The following is a 14,321-nucleotide window of genomic DNA, read 5'->3' as shown; positions in this document are numbered from 1 at the left end:
TTGATGGCGATCAACCTGCGGCGTCTGACAGCCGGCTATGTTAAAACGCTGTATCTGCTTAGCCTTGTCCTACAGGATTCAGTATGCCGTTCGCCAACAAACCGCTCAGCGGTGTGAAAGTCATTGAATTGGGTACATTGATTGCCGGGCCGTTTGCCTCGCGTATTTGCGGCGAGTTCGGCGCTGAAGTGATCAAAATCGAGTCGCCAGACGGCGGTGATCCCTTGCGCAAATGGCGAAAACTGTACGAAGGCACGTCGCTGTGGTGGTTCGTTCAGGCGCGCAATAAAAAGTCGCTGACGCTGAACCTCAAACACCCTGACGGCTTGGCGATCCTGAAAAAACTTCTCAGCGAAGCTGACATCCTCATCGAGAACTTCCGCCCCGGCGTGCTGGAAAAGCTTGGCCTGAGCTGGGAAACCCTGCACGCGCTGAACCCGAAACTGGTGATGGTGCGCCTGTCCGGTTTCGGTCAGACCGGACCAATGAAAGATCAGCCAGGCTTCGGCGCGGTTGGCGAGTCCATGGGCGGTCTGCGCTACATCACCGGTTTCGAAGACCGGCCGCCGGTGCGCACCGGCATTTCCATCGGCGATTCGATTGCCGCGCTGTGGGGCGTGATCGGCGCGTTAATGGCGCTGCGTCATCGCGAAGTCAACGGCGGCCTTGGCCAAGTAGTTGACGTGGCGTTGTACGAAGCGATTTTCGCGATGATGGAAAGCATGGTGCCGGAGTTCGATGTGTTCGGTTTTATCCGCGAACGCACCGGCAACATCATGCCGGGCATTACACCCTCTTCGATTCATACCAGCGCTGACGGCAAACATGTGCAGATCGGCGCCAACGGTGACGCGATATTCAAACGTTTCATGCTGATCATCGGCCGCGACGATCTCGCCAACGATCCGACGCTGGCCAGCAACGACGGACGCGATAATCGCCGCGACGAGCTGTATGGCGTGATTGATCGCTGGGTCAATTCGCTGCCATTGCAAACCGTGCTCGACCTGCTCAATCAAGCCGAAGTACCGGTCAGCCGGATCTTCAGCGCCGAGGACATGTTCAACGATCCGCAGTACCTGGCCCGGGAGATGTTCCTGCAGGCCAAACTGCCCGACGGCAAAGATTTCAAGATGCCGGGCATTGTGCCGAAACTCTCTGAGACACCGGGCAGTTCAGAATGGGTCGGGCCGCAATTGGGTGAACACAATGCGCAGGTACTTCACGACCTTGGCTACGACGAGCAACAGATCGCCAAGCTGCGCGAAGACGGAGCCATTTAAGCTGAAACGTCGGCCGCCATCGCACGCCAACCGCGCCCATCATTGGTGGACGTGGCGGCTGTTCGGCCTGTTGTTTTTGCTCGTCCTGTCGACGGGAGCGCAGGCGAAGCCGACGCTCATATGGCTGCTGCGCGACTTGCCTCCACTGACCATTTTCGAAGGTCCGAAAAAGGGTCAGGGGGTGATTGACCAACTGATGCCGTTGCTGATCGCCGGCATGCCGCAATACGAACACACGCTGATGCGGGTCAATCGCGCCCGTGGTCTGCAGATGCTTCATGAAAACCCGTTTGCCTGTGATCCCGCACTGCTGTGGAACAAGGAGCGCGCGCAGTGGGTTGCGTATTCGATTCCGGCGATCCGCGCCGTGAGCAATGGTCTGGTGGTGCGCCTGCAAGATCGCTCGGTCCTTGAACCTTATCTGGTGGACGGCGAAGTCGACCTGTCGGCGTTGCTGACCGCCACCGACAGAAAAGTCGGCGTGGTCGCTGAGCGCAGTTATGGCGAATTTATCGACAACATTCTGCATCAGGCACCCAGCGGCGCACTGACGCCCCATTACGGTAACGAGGCACTGACCAATCTGCTGTCGATGCAGCGTCTGGGCCGGCTGCAGGTGGTGCTGGGTTACTGGCCGGAAATCCGCTATCAGGCCAGGCAGGCGCAGATCGCCGAGGATGAACTGGAGTTTTATCCGATTCGCGGCACGGGAAAATATCTCTCAGGCTACGTGGCGTGTTCCGACACCACCCAGGGACGCCAGGCCATCAGCGAGATCAACCAACTGCTGCGCACCCTGCCCCACGAGCATCTCAATCAGCTCTACGCCGCATGGCTGGACCCCGAGCGACAAGCGGATTATCTGGAACAGGCCCGCGCGTTCTTCGAACGCCAGGCCGCGCAGTAGGCAAATCGCAGACAAAAGAAACCCCGAGAAGTGGGGAGACGACTCGGGGTTAAACGTGGCCTACATAAAGACCAGTAGCAGCAAGCGACAAGCACCGGAGCACAATGCTTGATCCTGCTGTTACGGGGTCTGACTGACAGGGATGCAGGAAGGTTCCCACAAAAAATATTTCATCTTTACAGCGCCGCACGTTTATCCAGTGCCGCGTTGCGCAATGCCGCGATCACACAAGGCTCCAGCCGTCCTTCAGCGATCAGCACGTCACGGTGCAAGCCGTCGACGACGTCGGTCAGCTGCCGCTTGTCGTTGAGTTGCGCGTGATTGAATTCGCGTTCCACCACAATGGCGCCGCTGCTGTTCTTCAAGGTCAACAGGCATTCGCCATGGCAACCGCTTGGAGACAACGAAACCTGATACGGGCTCAGAGCCTCACCGAGCAATAGACTGATACTTTCCATCTCGATCTCCACTCAATAGTCCGAAAACTGTGTGCCTGGGGCGTGTTCACAATAAATGACCACCGGCCCGAGAAGAAAGTTCTGCATACCGATCGCCCCCACCCTGGAGTGTCACCGGTCTGTCAGAGCATGCACGGCGAAGATGACAGTAAAATAACGGCCCTCGTCAAATCCCGAGCGGTGGCGAAGCAGCGATCAGGTAACTGTCGAGCAAACCGCGCATGAGCACCGCCGACACCGGGGTTTGCAGACGCCCCAGCAGCCGCAGGTGGTGCTCGCACAGCAAGGGTTCGAGATCGTTCAGCAGGCTCGGCGCGACCGTTCCCAGCAGGATCAGTGCACGCGCCTCATGCTGAACCGCCAGATGATGGATCAGCGCCAGACCATCGCCACCCTTGAGCTGCGGATCGCAAATCGCAATGTCGACCACGCCACGATGGCTCAGCGAAGACAGGGCCGATGCCAGCGACGGCGCCGTCAGTACGTCATAGATGCCAATGGCATTGAGCATTTGATGCAATGCCATCAGCTGGAACGGATTGGGTTCAAGTATCAGGACTTTAAGCGAGCGCATAAGCGACCTCTGAAGCGACAATCGCGGACTCTCACCGCAGTGGTTGTCACTCTAGGGCAGCCGTCCTAAGCCTCCCATCGGAAAAGTAGCCGCGTCGTATAGGACATTTCCCATCTTCAATGCGGACATCGACACCCGCTCTCTGTGCGACGCTGAGTGATGTCCGTCCAGCCACCCAAAAGCCCGCGCAGTTGACCGTCGGCACTGTAGAACGGCACCGTCCACTGATACACCTCACGGGGACCGCTATTGAATTGCAATCGCCGTTTGCTGAAACGTGATTTGCGCGTGCGCAATTGCACCATGAACTCGTCGTGCAGCATCAGCGCCGTCGCCTCGGGCAACGCATCGACTTCGATCAGCAATCGGCCCAGCACCTGATCCAGTCGCACCGATAACGCCTCCTCATAGCTGCGATTGCACATGATCAGCCGCCCTTGCAGATCACGGACGAATACTGGGTCCGGCATGGAGTCGATCAATGCATGCTGGAATGCGAGTTGATCGCCCAGATCCTTTTCCGCCACGCGCCGCAGTTTGATCACCGCTGTCAGTCGCCGATTCCACACCAGCGACAGCAGACCGAACACGCCAAGTCCGCCCATGCCCCAGCAACCCCATTCGAGCAGCTGCTGCCAGAACGACGGCACCGGCGCCGGCGCAATACCTTCCAGCCACTTCAGGCGGATCGCCCGCAGTTCCGCCGCAGGAAATGCCTCAAGGGCCTTGTTGAGAATACTCAGCAGCACTGGCATGCCTTTGCGTACAGCGAGGTTATCGGCCTCCCATTTGCCTTCGACCAGCCCGCCTACCTTGAGCAAGCCCAAGGGATAAAGCTGCGCACCGATTTCGTTTTCGATGGTGGCGTAGGCCTCACCGCTTTCGACCAGCGCCCGCGCCTCGGCATAAGTCTTGACCGAGCGGATCTCGATCGAGGGAAAGTCACGCCTGATCATGTCTTCCAGCGCATGCCGGGCCGGCAACACCAGCACTCGTTTGCTCAACTGCTCGAACGATTCCAGCCGGGGCGCGTCAGCACGACCGACGAACACCCAGCCCGCGCCACCGAATGCGTGACTGTAATCCAGAAACGTCTTGCGCTCTTCGCTCATGGCCAGGGTCGTACTGATATCCGCCGCCCCACTCTCGAGGCGTTCGAGCATGTGATCGGTGGAAAACGACTCCTGATGCACGAACTGCAGCCCGGTCATTGCCGTCACACGCTTGAGCACATCGTTGTTCAAACCGCTCCACTGCCCATGCTCATCCTGAAACAGATACAACGGGTACTGCACCGACGTCACCGTCACCTTGGGATTGTCGCGAATCCATTGACGCTCGTGCGCGGCCAACTCGATCGGCTGGACCTTGAACGCCACGGCATCGTCGTGCAACGCCAATTGCGCCGCCACACTGCTGCGCGTCAAAGCCAGCAATCCGAACAAGAACAGTCCACTCAGTGCCGGTTTCAAACCTCTATAAAACAGCATTGCCACTTCCTTCGTGATCGACTCACCCGTCCTTCGTGGGTGAAAACCCGAGCAGTGTGGCAGCAGAAACAAAAAAGCCCGTCAGGAGACGGGCTTCAAAATGTGACAGCTTTTACGGGCTTAAAGCGGCTTGCCGCGGTTGCCATGCTGGCTGACAAAGGCTTGCACGGCTTTCAGCTCGTTTGGCAGAACGGTGCAGCGCTCGTTTCGCTCAAACAAATCAGAAAGATGTGCAGGTAGCTCGAGCGCTTTTCCTACACCGGCTTTCTCCACTGCATCCGGGAATTTCACCGGGTGGGCGGTGCCGAGGATGACCATCGGGATGTCCAGGCTGCGTCGGCATTCGCGCGCAGCTTTGACGCCAATGGCGGTGTGCGGATCCAGCACTTCGCCGGTCTGTTCGTAGACTTCGGCGATGGTTTCGCAGGTCTGCGCGTCATCCACGGCCAGCGAGTCGAACAGTTTGCGCGCTTCGGTCCAGCGCTCTTGCTCGACGCTGAAACCGCCGCCCTGCTTGAACGAGTCCATCAGGCCGGCAATCGCTGCACCGTTGCGACCGTGCAGGTCGAACAGCAGGCGTTCGAAGTTCGACGAGACCATGATGTCCATCGACGGCGACAGCGTGGCGTGCAGGGTTTCCTTGACGTACTGATTGCCGCTCATGAAGCGGTGCAGGATGTCGTTGCGGTTGGTGGCGACGATCAACTGGTTGATCGGCAGGCCCATGTTGCGCGCCAGGTAACCGGCGAAGATATCGCCGAAGTTGCCGGTCGGCACCGAGAACGACACCGAACGCGCTGGGCCGCCCAACTGCAGGGCTGCGTGGAAGTAGTAAACGATCTGGGCCATGATCCGCGCCCAGTTGATCGAGTTCACCGCGACCAGACGCGTGCCTTTGAGGAAGCTCTGGTCGGCGAAGCTGTTCTTGACCATTTCCTGGCAGTCATCGAAGTTGCCTTCGATGGCGATGTTGTGGATGTTCTCGCCGAAAATCGTGGTCATCTGGCGACGCTGCACTTCAGACACACGGTTGTGCGGGTGCAGGATGAAGATGTCGACGTTTTCGCAGTGCTTGCAGCCTTCGATGGCGGCCGAACCGGTGTCACCGGAGGTGGCGCCGACGATCACTACGCGCTCACCGCGTTTTTCCAGCACGTAGTCGAGCAGACGACCGAGCAGTTGCAGGGCGAAGTCCTTGAACGCCAGGGTCGGGCCGTGGAACAGCTCCAGCACCCATTCGTTGCCGTTCAGCTGACGCAGCGGCGCCACGGCGCTGTGGGCGAACACACCGTAGGTTTCTTCGAGAATCTTTTTGAAATCCGCATCCGGGATGCTGCCGGTGACGAACGGGCGCATGACGCGGAAAGCCAGTTCGTGATACGGCAGGCCGGCCCAGGAAGCGATTTCTTCCTGGGTGAAACGTGGCAGGTTTTCTGGAACGTACAGACCGCCGTCGGTCGCCAGACCAGCCAGCAGGACGTCTTCGAAATTCAGGGCCGGTGCCTGGCCGCGGGTACTGATATAACGCATGATTTCAAACCTTCGGTTTGAGCTTCAAGCTACGAGCTACAAGCTGCAAGTAAAAGCCAGACCGCTTTTCTCTTGCCGCTTGCAGCTCGAAGCTTGCAGCTGCTTCTGTTTAGTTCAGGTGCTCGACGCGGATCCGTACAACCGGACCATTGACGCCGGCCAGCGCTTCGAGGGCGGCGATGGCATCGTTGATGCGCTGCTCGACCACGCGGTGGGTCAGCAGGATCATCGGTACCAGACCGTCGTGTTCCTCGACTTCCTTCTGCATGATCGACTCGATGTTGATGCCGCGCTCCGAGAGGATGCTCGCCACCTGAGCCAACACACCCGGATGGTCCTTGGCCTGAATGCGCAGGTAGTACGCGCTTTCGCAGGCTTCGATCGGCAGGATCGGATGGGCCGACAGCGAATCCGGCTGGAAGGCCAGATGCGGCACGCGGTTTTCCGGATCGGAAGTCATCGCGCGAACCACGTCGACCAGATCGGCGATCACCGACGAAGCGGTTGGCTCCATGCCGGCGCCAGCGCCGTAGAACAGCGTCGAACCGGCGGCGTCACCGTTGACCATCACTGCGTTCATCACGCCGTTGACGTTGGCGATCAGACGATCGGCCGGGATCAGTGTCGGGTGTACGCGCAACTCGATACCGGCGGCAGTGCTGCGCGCCACGCCGAGGTGCTTGATGCGGTAGCCCAGCGCTTCGGCGTAGTTGACGTCAGCGGTGGTCAGTTTGGTGATGCCTTCGGTGTAAGCCTTGTCGAATTGCAGCGGAATGCCGAACGCGATGGAGGCCAGAATTGTCAGCTTGTGCGCGGCGTCGATGCCTTCAACGTCGAAGGTCGGATCGGCTTCGGCGTAACCCAGTGCCTGCGCTTCGGCCAGCACGTCTTCGAAGGTACGGCCTTTCTCGCGCATTTCGGTGAGGATAAAGTTACCGGTGCCGTTGATGATCCCGGCGACCCAGTTGATGCGGTTGGCGGACAGGCCTTCACGGATCGCCTTGATCACCGGAATGCCACCGGCCACGGCCGCTTCGAACGCCACGATCACGCCTTTCTCGCGAGCCTTGGCGAAAATTTCATTACCGTGAACGGCAATCAGAGCCTTGTTCGCGGTGACCACATGCTTGCCATTCTCGATGGCCTTGAGTACCAGCTCGCGGGCAACGGTATAGCCGCCCATCAGCTCTATGACGATGTCGATCTCAGGGTTCGTGGCCACTTCGAAGACATCGTTGGTAATCGCAATACCGGTCGTCTGGAACTGAGGCTTTGGCGTGCGCATGGCAATTTGTGCCACTTCGATTCCACGCCCGGCACGACGAGCAATTTCCTCGGCGTTGCGCTGAAGTACGTTGAAGGTACCGCCACCGACGGTCCCTAACCCACAGATGCCTACTTTGACCGGATTCACTGTGAACTCCCCATAAAACGGCCGACGCGGGGTCGGCCGGAAAACAACCGCGTGCTCGCGGCTCTCTATTAATGGCCCGGCGATGTCGCTGCCTGACCATGATCGTCACGGCTGACCGTGACGATGCGAATTTACTTCGCGCCCAGCGCCAGTTTGGCGACTTGTGGCGCAGGCTGGTAGCCCGGAATCACTTGTCCGTCGGCCAAAACGATGGCCGGTGTGCCGTTCACGCCGATCGACTGACCGAGGGCGAACTGCTTGGAAACCGGGTTATCGCATTTGGCGGCCTTGATTTCCTTGCCATCGACCATTTTGTCCATGGCGGCTTTCTTGTCTTTCGAGCACCACACGGCTTGCAGTTGCTCGTCACCCGGCGAGTTCAAACCCTGGCGCGGGAAGGCGACATAGCGCACTTCGATGCCGCGCTTGTTCAGCTCAGGCACTTCGGCGTGCAGCTTGTGGCAGTACGGGCAGGTGGTGTCGGTGAACACGGTGATGTGCGATTTGGTTTCGCCCACGGCCGGGTAGACCACGGTTTCGGCAACCGGAATGGCATTGATCAGCTTGGAGATGCCCAGGCGTTCGGTCTTCTCGGTCAGGTTGACCGGTTTGCCGTCCTTGAGCTGAAACAGGTAGCCCTGCACGATGTACTGGCCATCGGCACTGGCGTAGAGCACGCGGCTGCCCTTGAGCTTGACTTCGTACATGCCTGGCAACGGGCTGGCACTGATACTTTCTACCGGAACCTCGAGTTCGAGTTTTTCCAGGCTTTGACGAATGGCTTTGTCGGCCGCGTCATCGGCGACGGCAAAGGTGCTGACCAACGCAATGGCTGCGGCGGCGAAAATCTGGGTCAGACGCATGAGAACTCCTGAAGGCGGACAAATGGAACGATCAGAACGCCCGTGCCGGAACACCGGGTCATAACCGTCCATCGTGCAAACCGGCAAAGCCTAACACATAAGGCCACGGTGGCCGAATGCGCCTGTCGCCATAGATTTTGAGAGCACTGAAGAACCCGTAGGAGTGAGCCTGCTCGCGATAGCGGTCCTTCATTCAGCACTGTGTTGTGAGGAATACCGCTATCGCGAGCAGGCTCACTCCTACAGGGACTTTTTTCAGCCGCGCGGGTGGTGTTTGGCGTGCAGGTCCTGCAATCGAGCGCGGGCGACGTGGGTGTAGATCTGCGTAGTAGAGAGGTCACTGTGGCCGAGCAGCATCTGCACCACACGCAAATCCGCGCCGTGGTTGAGCAGGTGCGTGGCAAACGCGTGACGCAAGGTGTGCGGCGACAGCGATTTGCCGATCCCGGCAACCTTGGCCTGATGCTTGATCCGGTGCCAGAAGGTCTGGCGGGTCATCTGCTCGCCGCGCTGACTGGGGAACAGCACATCACTGGGCCGGCCACCGAGCAGTTCGCCGCGACCGTCACGCATATAGCGCTCGACCCAGACAATTGCCTCCTCGCCCATCGGCACCAACCGCTCCTTGCTGCCCTTGCCCATCACCCGCAACACACCTTGACGCAGGTTGACCTGTTCCAGCGTCAGGCTCACCAACTCGGTCACGCGCAAACCACAGGCGTACAACACTTCCAGCATGGCGCGGTCACGCTGGCCGATCGCTTCGCTCAGATCCGGTGCTTTGAGCAGCGCCTCGACATCGGCTTCCGACAGGGATTTGGGCAATGGCCTACCGAGTTGCGGCATGTCGACGCGCAATGTCGGGTCAACGCTGATCAGCTTTTCCCGCAACAGATAGCGATAAAAGCCACGCACACCGGAGAGAAATCTCGCAGTCGAACGCGGTTTGTAGTTCTGCTCCAGCCGCCAGGCCAAGTGATCAAGGATCAACTCGCGTCCGGCATTGATCAGTTCCAGGTTCTTCTCCTGCAACCAGCCATTGAACAGCGCCAGATCACTGCGATAAGCGCCACGGGTATTATCGGACAGGCCTTTCTCCAGCCATAAAGCGTCGAGGAATTGATCAATCAGCGGATGGTCGATGGCAGGCATGGGCGCTCAAGTCACACAGCCTCAAAGACTGTGCGCAAATGTAGAGTGAACTGTAGGAATGGGCGCTAGTCTTTCATAGCCCGCTATTTCAAGGAACAGGGAGCTTCAATGAACGAGCAGCAAATTCTCTTGGCGTTTGGCGGGATTGGCGCGGCGGCACTGGGTTGCCAATGGCTGGCCTGGCGCCTGAAGTTGCCAGCGATCCTGTTTCTGTTGCTGACCGGCATTCTGGTCGGCCCGGTGCTGGGCTGGCTTGATCCGCAGGAAATGTTTGGCCCACTGCTGATGCCGCTGGTGTCACTGGCGGTGGCGCTGATTCTGTTCGAAGGCAGCCTGACGCTGCACCTCTCGGAGTGGAAGGAGATCGGCAGCGTCGTCCATCGCCTGGTAACCATCGGTGCGATCTCGACCTGGGTCGTCATCGCGGTCGCCACGCATTTCCTGCTCGGCTTCGACTGGATGCTGGCCATTCTGTTCGGCAGCCTGACGCTGGTGACCGGCCCGACGGTGATCGTGCCGATGCTGCGTGTGGTGCGACCGAAAGCCTCGATCGCCAACATTCTGCGCTGGGAAGGCATCGTCATCGACCCGATCGGCGCCCTCCTCGCCGTGGTGGTTTACAGCTTCATCATTGCCAGCGCCGAAGGCCATGGTCTCAAGCAAAGCCTGTTCACCTTTGGCGGCGTGATTCTCTGCGGCGCTGCGTTCGGCATTCTCGGTGGCTGGCTGCTCGGCACGGTGATCCGCCGGCAATGGCTGCCGGAGTATCTGCATAACCTCGCCTCGCTCGCGGCGGTGCTGGGGATTTTCATTACCTCCAACGCAGTGATGCACGAGTCCGGTCTGCTGGCGGTAACGCTGATGGGCATGTGGCTGGCGAACATGAAGGGCGTGGATGTGCGGCACATCCTGCACTTCAAGGAAAACCTCAGCGTGCTGCTGATTTCCGGACTGTTCATCTTGTTGGCGGCGCGCCTGGATTTGTACGCGCTGATCGGACTGGGGCCGCTGGTGCTGATTCTGCTGCTGGTAATCCAGTTGATTGCCCGGCCGCTGAACGTGTTGCTCAGCACAGCTGGTTCCAGCCTGAGCTGGCGTGAGCGTGCATTGCTGTGCTGGATCGCGCCACGCGGGATCGTCGCGGCGGCGGTGTCGGCGATTTTCGCGATTCGCCTGCATGAAGCCGGGCATGAAGGTGCATTGCTGCTGGTGCCGCTGACGTTTGCGGTGATCATCGGCACTGTTGTGCTGCAGAGTGCGACTGCGCGACCACTTGCACGACTGCTCAAGGTCGCGGAGCCAGCGCCGAGTGGATTCCTGATCGTCGGCGCCAACGGCCCCGCGCGGGAGCTGGGCAAATCGCTGCAGCAACTGGGCAGCCGCGTGCTGTTGACCGATTCGAGTTGGGAAAATATTCGCGCGGCGCGGATGGAAGGCTTGCCGACATATTTCGGCAACCCGGCCTCGCAACATGCCGATGCGCATCTGGATCTGGTCGGGCTGGGGCATTTGCTGGCGCTGTCGCCGTCGGGCGAACTCAATACTCTGGCGGCGATGCGCTTTCGGCATGATTTCGGCCATCAACGCTTGTTTGGTCTGGCCAGCGGTCATGAGAGCCGGCGCAGCGACAAACACCGCGCCAGCCTTGAGCATCGCGGCAATCAGTTGGGTAGCGAGGCATTCACTTACGCGAAGCTGGCCAGCCAGATGGGCCAGGGTGCAGAGTTGTACAGCACGACGCTGACGGATGGATTTGGCTGGGAGGATTACCGGGCGCTGCATGGCAATCGCGCCACATTGTTGTTCATGCGCGATGACAGTGGCTGGGTGCATGTGGTGACGCCGGAGACGGCGTTGAAGCCTGGGGCGGGGTGGACGCTTCTGGCGTTGATTCAGCCGGAGACTTCCAGCGCCTGAGCTGACGCCTTCGCGAGCAGGCTCGCTCCCACAGGTTCTATGCCGGACACAAATTTTGTGTTCACCCCGATCACTGTGGGAGCGAGCCTGCTCGCGAAGGGCGCGACGCGGTTTTTGATCAGGCCGCAAAACCCGGCAGCACCGGCACCGGCCGCTTGTCATCATCAATGGCAACAAAGCTGAACTGCCCATGAATCGCCTTCTCGCGACCATCACTGCTCATGCTTTCGACAAACACTTCCACTTCGACCTTGAGGCTGGTATTGCCGACCTTGATCACCTTCCCGACCAACTCGACGATGGAGCCGGCCGGGATCGCATGATTGAAGTCGATGCGGTCGGTGGACACGGTCACCAGCGGCAACCGGCAGAAGCGCGTGGCGGTGATGAACGACACTTCGTCCATCCATGCCAGCGCGGTGCCGCCGAACAGGGTGTTGTGGTGGTTGGTGGTCGGCGGGAAGACGGCTTTGGTTACGCGAGTCACCGAGAGTTCGGTGCGGCGCTGGATTTCCTGGTCGCGGGTGGTCATGGTTCTGGCCTGAAACGAAAGTACGGTGAATAAATTGCAGGCAACAAAAAAGCAGCCCGTAGGCTGCTTTTTTCTGCATCGGAAGCTGGACTTAAGCCAGTTTTTCCTTGATGCGAGCTGCTTTACCCGACAGGTCGCGCAGGTAGTACAGCTTGGCTTTACGTACGTCACCGCGACGTTTAACAGCCATGCTGTCGATCTGCGGGGAGTAGGTCTGGAAAGTACGTTCTACGCCAACACCGTTGGAGATTTTACGAACGGTGAACGCACTGTTCACGCCGCGGTTACGCTTGGCGATTACAACGCCTTCGAACGCTTGCAGACGGGAACGATCGCCTTCCTTCACTTTCACCTGAACGACAATAGTGTCGCCTGGGGCGAAGGTAGGGATTTCTTTGGTCATCTGCTCTGCTTCGAGTGCAAGGATGATTTTGTTGGTCATGCTGTGCTCCTAAGGTAAATCGTTCGATCTACCATCGATACGTTGTTAACTATCGTCCCGCTCGCGGATGTATTCCTCGAGCAGCTTCTTCTCTTCTCCAGAAAGCGAGCGGCTTTCCAGAAGATCGGCGCGTCGTTCAAAGGTCCTACCAAGGGACTGCTGTAAACGCCAACGCCGGATATGCGCGTGATTGCCACTCAGCAACACGTCGGGAACACGCTGATCCGCATACACCTCAGGTCGGGTGTAGTGCGGGCAATCCAGCAGACCATCCGTAAAGGAATCTTCCTCAGCGGAATCCGCATGCCCTAAAGCTCCAGGCAGCAGTCGTGTAACCGCATCGATCAGGACCATCGCCGGCAGCTCGCCGCCAGACAGTACATAGTCACCAATCGACCACTCTTCATCGACATGAGCCTCAATAAAGCGCTCGTCAATGCCTTCATAGCGGCCGGCAATCAGGATCAATGCATCCGATTGTGCCAGCTCGCGTACCGCCGACTGAGTCAGTTGACGGCCTTGGGGGGACAGGTAAATCACCTTCGCCGCCTCCCCGGCTGCTGCCTTGGCCTGAACCAGAGCATCTTCCAGGGGCTTGATCTTCATCACCATGCCCGGACCACCGCCAAACGGGCGATCGTCCACAGTGTGATGCCGATCCGTCGTGTAATCTCGCGGATTCCAACAGGTCAGCTGCAAGAGCCCCTGTTTGACCGCACGACTGGTGATGCCGTAGTCGCCGATGGCGGAAAACATTTCGGGAAACAAACTGATCACTTCTACGCGCAAATTAGCCACGTTTAGAAGTCCGCGTCCCAATCCACCTTCATCTCGCCCGCTGCCAGGTCGATGGCCAACACGCATTGCTCCGTATAGGGCAACAGACGTTCGCGATCATCCAGGCTGCCAGCGCAAGGCTTGACGACCATTACATCATTGGCGCCGGTTTCCAGAAGATGATCGATTTTCCCGAGCAGTTGCCCGAGCGTGTCGATGACCTTCAGACCTTCCAGCTGGTACCAGTAGTACTCACCGTCGGTCAATTCAGCGAACAGATTGCGCGGCACGCAGATCTCGTAACCGGCCAGAAGACGAGCTTCTTCACGATCATCAAGACCCTTGAGCTTTGCGACCAGGAACTTGTCGCTCCCGCGTCCACTGACCAGCTCGACCTGTTTGACATTGCCTTCGCGCTTGAGCGTCCAGGTTTTGTACTGCAACAGGTTTTCAGTCGGATCAGTAAAGGAATAAACCTTCACTTCGCCGCGAACGCCATGAACAGAATAAATTTTGCCAATAACGATCAAATCATCGGCAACAGCAGGCGTCGCGTTCATATTGCTCAGGCCGCAGCCTTTGCAGATTCCTTCAGCAACTGAGCAACACGCTCAGAAGGCTGTGCACCAACGCTCAGCCAGTAGGCTACGCGCTCTTGGTTCACGGACAGACGAACTTCCTGACCACGGGCAACAGGGTTGAAGAAACCAACCTGTTCTTTGTGGGAGCCGTCACGCGGGTTACGCGAGTCGGTTACGGTCAGGTGGTAAAACGGGCGCTTTTTGGAGCCGCCAAGGGCAAGACGGATTGTTAGCATGTGAACATCGTTCCTGTAGTCGGTGCTGCAAATCTAAATGCACAGCGGGCATGGGTGCCCGAAAGGCCGCATATTCTAAGGAATATCCGGACTTTTGCAAATGACTTTTTCCGGCGCCTATGGCATGCCGTGCAGATCTGCATATAGAGCCGTCGATGAAAACGG

Annotated in this window: 15 protein-coding genes; 3 read left to right on the top strand and 12 right to left on the bottom strand. The window is 58.8% G+C overall.

What is annotated here, in order from left to right; translation table 11 throughout:
• Positions 1-83 precede the first annotated feature (83 nt).
• Positions 84-1,283 (top strand): CaiB/BaiF CoA-transferase family protein, encoded by a 1,200-nt coding sequence (locus PspS49_RS05560; RefSeq protein ID WP_150749480.1) that lies wholly within the window; start codon positions 84-86, stop codon positions 1,281-1,283.
• Complete coding sequence (locus PspS49_RS05555) at positions 1,210-2,190, top strand: TIGR02285 family protein (RefSeq protein WP_174245044.1); 981 nt, start codon at positions 1,210-1,212, stop codon at positions 2,188-2,190. Before PspS49_RS05560 ends, PspS49_RS05555 begins: the two co-directional genes overlap by 74 nt.
• 176 nt (positions 2,191-2,366) lie before the next feature.
• Here the strand turns inward: PspS49_RS05555 and PspS49_RS05550 are convergent, their stop codons facing one another.
• From PspS49_RS05550 to xerD, 7 genes are all read right to left on the bottom strand, one after another.
• A complete protein-coding gene (locus tag PspS49_RS05550) occupies positions 2,367-2,648 on the bottom strand; it encodes a DUF3509 domain-containing protein (RefSeq protein WP_127925957.1) in 282 nt (93 codons plus the stop codon).
• 166 nt (positions 2,649-2,814) lie between these two features.
• Complete coding sequence (locus PspS49_RS05545; RefSeq protein WP_127925956.1) at positions 2,815-3,222, bottom strand: response regulator; 408 nt, start codon at positions 3,220-3,222, stop codon at positions 2,815-2,817.
• Between the two features lie 116 nt (positions 3,223-3,338).
• On the bottom strand, positions 3,339-4,712 hold the full coding sequence (locus tag PspS49_RS05540) for a transporter substrate-binding domain-containing protein (protein WP_150749481.1): 1,374 nt from the start codon (positions 4,710-4,712) through the stop codon (positions 3,339-3,341).
• A gap of 120 nt (positions 4,713-4,832) precedes the next feature.
• The gene (gene thrC / locus PspS49_RS05535; protein ID WP_038357752.1) at positions 4,833-6,242 is read right to left on the bottom strand and encodes a threonine synthase; all 1,410 of its coding nucleotides are present in this window, start codon (positions 6,240-6,242) and stop codon (positions 4,833-4,835) included.
• A 109-nt stretch (positions 6,243-6,351) separates the two neighbouring features.
• Positions 6,352-7,656 (bottom strand): homoserine dehydrogenase, encoded by a 1,305-nt coding sequence (locus tag PspS49_RS05530; RefSeq protein WP_007908972.1) that lies wholly within the window; start codon positions 7,654-7,656, stop codon positions 6,352-6,354.
• Between the two features lie 131 nt (positions 7,657-7,787).
• The gene (gene dsbC, locus PspS49_RS05525) at positions 7,788-8,519 is read right to left on the bottom strand and encodes a bifunctional protein-disulfide isomerase/oxidoreductase DsbC (protein ID WP_007908974.1); all 732 of its coding nucleotides are present in this window, start codon (positions 8,517-8,519) and stop codon (positions 7,788-7,790) included.
• A gap of 255 nt (positions 8,520-8,774) precedes the next feature.
• Entirely contained in the window at positions 8,775-9,671 is an 897-nt protein-coding gene (xerD, locus tag PspS49_RS05520; RefSeq protein ID WP_038357750.1) for a site-specific tyrosine recombinase XerD, read from the bottom strand.
• Positions 9,672-9,779: 108 nt separating this feature from the next.
• Between xerD and PspS49_RS05515 the strand changes: the two genes are divergently transcribed.
• Entirely contained in the window at positions 9,780-11,588 is a 1,809-nt protein-coding gene (locus PspS49_RS05515) for a sodium:proton antiporter (protein WP_160038447.1), read from the top strand.
• 118 nt (positions 11,589-11,706) lie between these two features.
• Here PspS49_RS05515 and PspS49_RS05510 read toward each other — a convergent pair whose 3' ends face one another.
• The 5 genes from PspS49_RS05510 to rpsP form a co-directional block, all read right to left on the bottom strand.
• The gene (locus tag PspS49_RS05510) at positions 11,707-12,120 is read right to left on the bottom strand and encodes an acyl-CoA thioesterase (protein ID WP_127925953.1); all 414 of its coding nucleotides are present in this window, start codon (positions 12,118-12,120) and stop codon (positions 11,707-11,709) included.
• Between the two features lie 91 nt (positions 12,121-12,211).
• Positions 12,212-12,562: a 50S ribosomal protein L19 gene (gene rplS / locus PspS49_RS05505; protein WP_003175895.1), complete on the bottom strand. Its 351-nt coding sequence runs from the start codon at positions 12,560-12,562 to the stop codon at positions 12,212-12,214.
• 45 nt (positions 12,563-12,607) lie between these two features.
• The gene (trmD, locus tag PspS49_RS05500; protein ID WP_008081628.1) at positions 12,608-13,360 is read right to left on the bottom strand and encodes a tRNA (guanosine(37)-N1)-methyltransferase TrmD; all 753 of its coding nucleotides are present in this window, start codon (positions 13,358-13,360) and stop codon (positions 12,608-12,610) included.
• A 2-nt stretch (positions 13,361-13,362) separates the two neighbouring features.
• Entirely contained in the window at positions 13,363-13,899 is a 537-nt protein-coding gene (gene rimM / locus PspS49_RS05495; RefSeq protein WP_064393256.1) for a ribosome maturation factor RimM, read from the bottom strand.
• 5 nt (positions 13,900-13,904) lie between these two features.
• Positions 13,905-14,156, bottom strand: a complete 252-nt coding sequence (gene rpsP, locus PspS49_RS05490; RefSeq protein WP_003198088.1) for a 30S ribosomal protein S16 — start codon at positions 14,154-14,156, stop codon at positions 13,905-13,907.
• Positions 14,157-14,321 lie beyond the last annotated feature (165 nt).

The sequence above is a fragment of the Pseudomonas sp. S49 genome (assembly GCF_009866785.1).
GTDB lineage: Bacteria > Pseudomonadota > Gammaproteobacteria > Pseudomonadales > Pseudomonadaceae > Aquipseudomonas.
Note: the sequence above shows the minus strand (reverse complement) of the source record. Positions and strands in the feature narration are given on the sequence as shown.

Coding starts and splice junctions, on each gene's coding strand:
- rplS (WP_003175895.1), bottom strand. CDS start 12,562: ATGACCAACAAAATCATCCTTGCACTCGAAGCAGAGCAGATGACCAAA.
- PspS49_RS05545 (WP_127925956.1), bottom strand. CDS start 3,222: ATGCGCTCGCTTAAAGTCCTGATACTTGAACCCAATCCGTTCCAGCTG.
- PspS49_RS05540 (WP_150749481.1), bottom strand. CDS start 4,712: ATGCTGTTTTATAGAGGTTTGAAACCGGCACTGAGTGGACTGTTCTTG.
- PspS49_RS05560 (WP_150749480.1), top strand. CDS start 84: ATGCCGTTCGCCAACAAACCGCTCAGCGGTGTGAAAGTCATTGAATTG.
- PspS49_RS05515 (WP_160038447.1), top strand. CDS start 9,780: ATGAACGAGCAGCAAATTCTCTTGGCGTTTGGCGGGATTGGCGCGGCG.
- xerD (WP_038357750.1), bottom strand. CDS start 9,671: ATGCCTGCCATCGACCATCCGCTGATTGATCAATTCCTCGACGCTTTA.
- PspS49_RS05550 (WP_127925957.1), bottom strand. CDS start 2,648: ATGGAAAGTATCAGTCTATTGCTCGGTGAGGCTCTGAGCCCGTATCAG.
- PspS49_RS05555 (WP_174245044.1), top strand. CDS start 1,210: ATGCGCAGGTACTTCACGACCTTGGCTACGACGAGCAACAGATCGCCA.
- thrC (WP_038357752.1), bottom strand. CDS start 6,242: ATGCGTTATATCAGTACCCGCGGCCAGGCACCGGCCCTGAATTTCGAA.
- dsbC (WP_007908974.1), bottom strand. CDS start 8,519: ATGCGTCTGACCCAGATTTTCGCCGCCGCAGCCATTGCGTTGGTCAGC.
- PspS49_RS05510 (WP_127925953.1), bottom strand. CDS start 12,120: ATGACCACCCGCGACCAGGAAATCCAGCGCCGCACCGAACTCTCGGTG.
- rpsP (WP_003198088.1), bottom strand. CDS start 14,156: ATGCTAACAATCCGTCTTGCCCTTGGCGGCTCCAAAAAGCGCCCGTTT.
- rimM (WP_064393256.1), bottom strand. CDS start 13,899: ATGAACGCGACGCCTGCTGTTGCCGATGATTTGATCGTTATTGGCAAA.